The sequence below is a fragment of the Planktothrix sp. genome (assembly GCF_046067725.1).
In the GTDB taxonomy this organism is placed as follows: domain Bacteria; phylum Cyanobacteriota; class Cyanobacteriia; order Cyanobacteriales; family Microcoleaceae; genus Planktothrix.
Window position 1 is genome coordinate 1 of sequence record NZ_JBJUDF010000077.1, and the last position, 5,684, is coordinate 5,684.

The window sequence follows — 5,684 nt, forward strand, 5'->3', positions numbered from 1 at the left end:
CGTGTTGCTGGCCCGGTTTGCATTAAAATATCACCATTGGCTGCTTTAATAGTAACTGTTCCATCTCGGCTAAAAGATGCCATTGTATTAACCGACACTTTTGGCAAGCTTTGATCAATGCGATACCATTGCCAAGCTCCATAACCCAAAGCACCACCGCCAACGCTAATCACTCCAATTCCAATCCACACACCCGGATGACGATACCAACGTTTCCCTTGAATCTCAGCGACTGTCAGACCTTGACGCAGTTTAACCCATTCTGCATTTAACCGATGAAACGCGCGACGATGCCACCTTGAATCTAAAGGTTGAGATTCTGATCCAGATGAATTTTGATCAAGTTCGGGCTCCGTTACCGTTGCGGATGATGTCAAAACAGGTTGGGTTGAACGTGGATCAAGATGATTCTCCCATTCGGTTTCTGAAGGGGTAGAGTCAGTCTGGGAGTGGGATGATGGTAATTGAGATTCTTCCATGGGTTCGGGAAAATCGGTGGTTTTGGTAATGATTCGACAGTTAATTTTAAACGTGCAGAAGGCAAGCTAATCTTGCCTCTACAGTTGGCTGCCGAACCCTGATTTCACTGAAAATCAAGGTTTTTTCCTTGATCCCAGCCTTCAGGGGGTTAGGGAAACGACGGTTTTATTGGAATTGAGAAAACTCCTAAACCGCATGACCCAAAGCTAAACCCACAACCAGCATTCCTAACACCAGGAACGGTTGGGCACTTGCTTGATATTTAACATCATTTTCTACAGGATTGCGTAGAAAATACATATCTTGGAAGGTAATTTGAGGAATAACGAGCAGTAAAAGAACGGTAGCATAAAGGTTTTGCTTGATACTGACTAAATAAACTGCCATTCCAGCTTGAAAGATATCAATCATCAAAACACAAATCCAAGCCGCCGTTGTGATTCCAAACATAACGGGAAGGGACTGTAACCCCAATTGCCGATCGCCTTCGACGCTTTTAAAATCATTAACAATGGCAATTCCTAACCCCGCTAAACTATAAAACAGGGTTAAAACCATAATCGTTGGGGTCAATTCTCCAAATAACGCATGACCCGCCCACCAAGGTAAGGCAATATAACTCGCGCCTAAAGCATAATTTCCTAACCAGCCATTTTTTTTCAGTTTCAGAGGCGGTGCAGAATAAATATAGGAGACAAACGCCCCACCGATACATAAAACCGTAATAATCGGAAATTCATGACCCGCCCAGGTATCTAAAATGTAGGAAATCCCAATTCCTAATCCTAATAGCAGTAAAATTTGGCTGACAACTTGGGGAATGGAAATCGCCCCTGAAGGGATCGGACGATAAGGTTCGTTAATGGCGTCGAGTTCGCGATCATAAAAATCATTCAGGGTTTGGGTATATCCCGTCATTAATGGCCCCGACATTAACATACAAGTCGCCACTTTTAACACATCTTCCAGTGACCAAGTAAAATGTCCTGATGAAGCCGCACCACAGACCACCCCCCAAATTAAGGGAATCCAGGTGATCGGTTTCATCAATTGTAAGCGAATTTTCCAGATCGAAGTTTCTCCAGGGGCGGCTCCTTTCATCCCTAACAGTTGGCGGGTTTTAGCCGCGCGATCTGAATTAGGAGTTTCCTTCGCATCTTCTGGCGTTGATTGTTCTGAAACTTGTGAGGATGGAGTATCCGACATGATGATTTACGCGCTTATGTTTTGAGTGTCTGCAATACAAAAATTAACATTAACATGGAGTGGGTTGTTGGCGGTGGACAGTTGTGGCTTTTGTCACTGCACCCGTAGCTCTGATCCGGTGCATTTAGGACTGAAAATATCGCAATTCTATTTGAGTTGTATTCAAAATATAGCAATCCTATTTGATTTATGGTAGGGGCAATTCATGAATTGCCCCTACGGTAAGGGTTTGAGTCATAGAGGTGATTACAACCTATTTAGACTTGCTATACTTGATACAATTGTCATCCTGAATAGAGCGAAGCGGCATGAAGGATCTCTGATAATTTGGCGAGAACACAGTCAGATTCTTGGGTTACTCAGAATGACAATCAAGCACCAAAATTCGAGCTATATTCAAAATACTTGATACAATTGTCATCCTGAATAGAGCAAAGCGACATGAAGGAACTCTTGACAGTGCTTTAATTGACCCACAATTTATATTTTAAATAAACATAAAAATATAAATAACTGATGACCGATAAGCTATTAACTAATATCATTAATCCTTTACCAACAGGAGATTCAACCCCAGGAAATACTCGAATTGTCGCGCCGAAAACAAGTAGAATTTCGACTAAACTAACAACAGAACCATAATGTTTGGTATCCCAATAAGACACCGGACTAATAAATCGATAATTACTAAAAGGGAAAAAATGGCGGTGAGCGTCGTCGTGATGGACAGGTAAATCGAATAAAGAATGGAGGATTAAACTTAAACAAAGAATTTGTAGGATTTTCCATTGATAAAAAGTAGCGATCGCTAACCCAATGACTGCTAAAGGAATCGAGTGAGAAATCGCAACAATGGTTTGCATGATCGGAGAATAATACCCCTGTAACCAGATTTGTTCTTCGGGCATTTTAGCGATTAATTTTGCCCATCCATAAAACAAAAAAATGGGAATATCCGGTAATATTCCCCCCAGAACAATTAATAAATTTGCTTCAGGATGAGTAACTTTTCCCAAAATCGCTAAATTTAAAATTGCGTGGCTGGGCGTATTCATAAATTACAGTAAACCATACACCCATTGAACTAATTGTGGAGCCCGTAGAACTCCTTCATGGCGACCAACGAGTTGACCGTTTTTAAATAACATTAAAGTCGGTAACGCCGTAATCTGATATTCAGAAGCTAAAGCCGGGTATTTATCACTATCAATTTTAACAATTTGGATTTGTTGGCTCATTTCTTGATTCACTTCTTCTAAAATAGGAGCCATCATTTGGCAAGGGCCACACCAAGTTGCGTAAAAATCCACTAACACTGGAACATCAGAATGGGCAAGTAATTCTTGAAAGCTATTAAAGGTTTGTTTAACGGCCATAGCTGATAACCTGACAGTTTTGCACTTTAAATTATAACCATTCTGCAAAAATTAGGTTTCTGTTAACGTGACAACTCAAATCTGAGATGATGAGTTTTGAAGGAAAAACAGTTGGAGAAACCATAAATGGAACGTCTACCGGAAAATTTACAGCATTTAAAGGGACAAGTGGCGATCATCACGGGTGGATCACGGGGAATTGGACGGGCGACGGCCTTGGCGTTAGCGACAGAAGGCGCTAAAGTAGCCGTTAATTATGCCAGTTCTTCGACGGCGGCGGATGAAGTGGTGGCTGAAATTACCGAAGCAGGGGGAGAAGCGATCGCAGTTCAAGGAGATGTCTCTAAAGCGGATCAAGTGGATGCCTTATTTAACAAAGTCACAGAAACCTGGGGTAGAGTTGATATTTTAGTGAATAATGCCGGGATTACCCGTGATACTTTATTATTGAGAATGAAGCTGGAAGATTGGCAAGCGGTGATTGATTTAAACTTAACGGGGGTGTTTCTTTGTACCCGTGTGGCGAGTAAAATGATGCTCAAACAAAAGTCGGGACGAATTATTAATATTACCTCCGTTGCTGGACAAATGGGCAACCCTGGTCAAGCTAATTATAGTGCGGCAAAAGCCGGGGTCATTGGGTTTACAAAAACCGTCGCCAAAGAGTTAGCTAGTCGGGGAGTCACAGTCAATGCAGTGGCGCCTGGGTTTATTGCGACGGATATGACCAAAGAGTTAAAAAATACCGAAGAAATTCTCAAATTTATTCCTTTAGGTCGTTATGGTCAAGCGGAAGAAGTAGCGGGAATGATTCGCTTTTTAGCCGCAGATCCAGCAGCGGCTTATATTACGGGTCAAGTGTTTAATGTTGATGGCGGAATGGTCATGGCTTAATTAAATCGTTGTTGAGCTTTAGCTCTAAGATTTAGAGGGCTAAAGCCCAACAACGGACTTTTTGATGTGTTTATTTTCCTTTACTGTTTCTAGCTAATAGAAAGATTGATTCAGAAACGGGGTTTCTAATATGAAATCCTATTATATAGCAATCCTATTTGACTTATGGTAGGGGCAATTCATGAATTGCCCCTACGGTAAGGGTTTTAGTCATAGAGGTGATTACAACCTATTTAGACTTGCTATAGATGCTACAGATGATTCCCCCTAACCCTCTGTAGAGACGTTCCATCGAACGTCTCTACAGGGATGAATTTGTAGTAAATATTTAGGGATTTCATATAACTATCGCAGTCAACTGAAATCAACGGTGAGACGGTAAGGAGTGTAGGTTTTAACTTTGGGATATACCCGTACATAATAGATCCCAGGATCAAGTTGCTGGTATATAATTTCTGATGATATTCCCTTCTGATTTGATTGAGTGATTAACTCCTGCTCACTGCCATATAAATCGATATTGGCATCTTTAAATAGTCCCTGAAGGGTTAAGAATAAAGTGCCTTTTCGATCTAATTGGAAACGGTAATAGTCGTCGGTGTCCCGATAGCTTACCCCTTCAAGAAAACCAATTAGGTCATCTCGAATAATTTCTTCTTTAACTTTACCGAGGTTAACCGCCGTCTCAAAACTATCCCCTGGTTTGTCACCCCCTGTGTCGTTATCTGTAATCTTTCCTATAGCGCGTTTATCTCCCAAGTCCGCATTTTTGGGTTGACTGAGGCTAAGGAAGAAGGTTTCGTCATCTTCATTGAGGGTGTCGCCCAGGATGGGAACAAGGATAGTTTTTTGGGTTTGGTTGGGTTGAAAGGTGAGTTTACCGTTAGTGCGTTGATAGTCTTCCCCTACCTTAGCAGTGCCGTCGCTGGTGGCGTAGTTGACTTCAACTTTTTGATTAACTTTGGTATTAAGACTGACGGTGAATTTCGCTTGCTTTTTGCCGTCGTCACCTTCTATGATTTGGGTATCTTTGATCGAGAGTTTGGTTGAGTCATCATTAGTAATACTTCCTATTGCCTGTTTCTTTCCGAGTTTGGCATTTTTGGGTTGACTCAGGAGCAGCTTAAAGGTTTCATTTGCTTCTAGTTTCGTATCCCCAAAAACAGGAACATTGATGGTTTTGCTGGTTTCACCGGGTTTAAAGGTGAGTTTACCGTTAGTGCGTTTATAGTCTTCTCCTGCCTTAGCGGTGTCGTTGGTGGTGGCGTAGTTGACGGTTACGGTTTGGGTGCTGGGGGTATTAAGACTAACGGTGAATTTCGCCAGCTTTTTGCCGTTGTCGCCTTCTATGATTTGGGTATCTTTGATAGAAATTTTGGCGATAGTGGGAGTGGTGTTTTTGTACAGTTTCGAGATGGAGTTGTATGAAGAATTATTCTCACCCGTCAACAGCAAGTCTGGTTTACCGTCCCCATTGTAGTCAGCCCAGGCTACGGAACTGTAGCCAACACCCGGAAGGGAAACACTGGTATCTTCAATGAAACCACTGCCTGTGTTTTTGTACAGTTTTGAGATCTTGTTGGATATGGTTTCTGAACTATAACTATCGAAACCCGTCAACAGAAAGTCTTGTTTACCGTCCCCATTGTAGTCAGCCCAGGCTACGGAACTGGAGTCAACACCCGGAAGGGAAACACTGGTATCTTCAATGAAACCACTGCCTGTGTT

The 5,684-nt window shown here is 42.0% G+C and carries 5 protein-coding genes and 1 pseudogene; 1 reads left to right on the top strand and 5 read right to left on the bottom strand.

Going from position 1 to position 5,684, the window contains the following annotated elements; all coding sequences use genetic code 11:
• From ACKPEB_RS04370 to trxA, 4 genes and pseudogenes are all read right to left on the bottom strand, one after another.
• Window positions 1–479 (bottom strand): annotated as a pseudogene (locus tag ACKPEB_RS04370) (hypothetical protein); the annotation flags it as partial.
• Between the two features lie 187 nt (window positions 480–666).
• A complete protein-coding gene (gene chlG / locus ACKPEB_RS04375; RefSeq protein ID WP_408963600.1) occupies window positions 667–1,686 on the bottom strand; it encodes a chlorophyll synthase ChlG in 1,020 nt (339 codons plus the stop codon).
• Between the two features lie 464 nt (window positions 1,687–2,150).
• Window positions 2,151–2,741 (bottom strand): hypothetical protein, encoded by a 591-nt coding sequence (locus tag ACKPEB_RS04380; RefSeq protein WP_408963601.1) that lies wholly within the window; start codon window positions 2,739–2,741, stop codon window positions 2,151–2,153.
• Window positions 2,742–2,744: 3 nt separating this feature from the next.
• Window positions 2,745–3,062, bottom strand: coding sequence for a thioredoxin (gene trxA / locus ACKPEB_RS04385; protein WP_408963602.1), 318 nt, complete (start codon window positions 3,060–3,062; stop codon window positions 2,745–2,747).
• A gap of 126 nt (window positions 3,063–3,188) precedes the next feature.
• Here trxA and fabG point away from each other — a divergent pair, with 126 nt between their 5' ends.
• Window positions 3,189–3,956 carry a 3-oxoacyl-[acyl-carrier-protein] reductase gene (gene fabG / locus ACKPEB_RS04390; protein WP_408963604.1) on the top strand — a complete coding sequence of 256 codons (768 nt, stop codon included), beginning with the start codon at window positions 3,189–3,191 and terminating at the stop codon, window positions 3,954–3,956.
• Between the two features lie 354 nt (window positions 3,957–4,310).
• On the opposite strand, the gene ACKPEB_RS04395 is transcribed toward fabG, so the two are convergent.
• Window positions 4,311–5,684, bottom strand: a 1,374-nt coding sequence (locus ACKPEB_RS04395) for a Calx-beta domain-containing protein (protein ID WP_408963605.1), incomplete at its 5' end; no start/stop codon positions are given.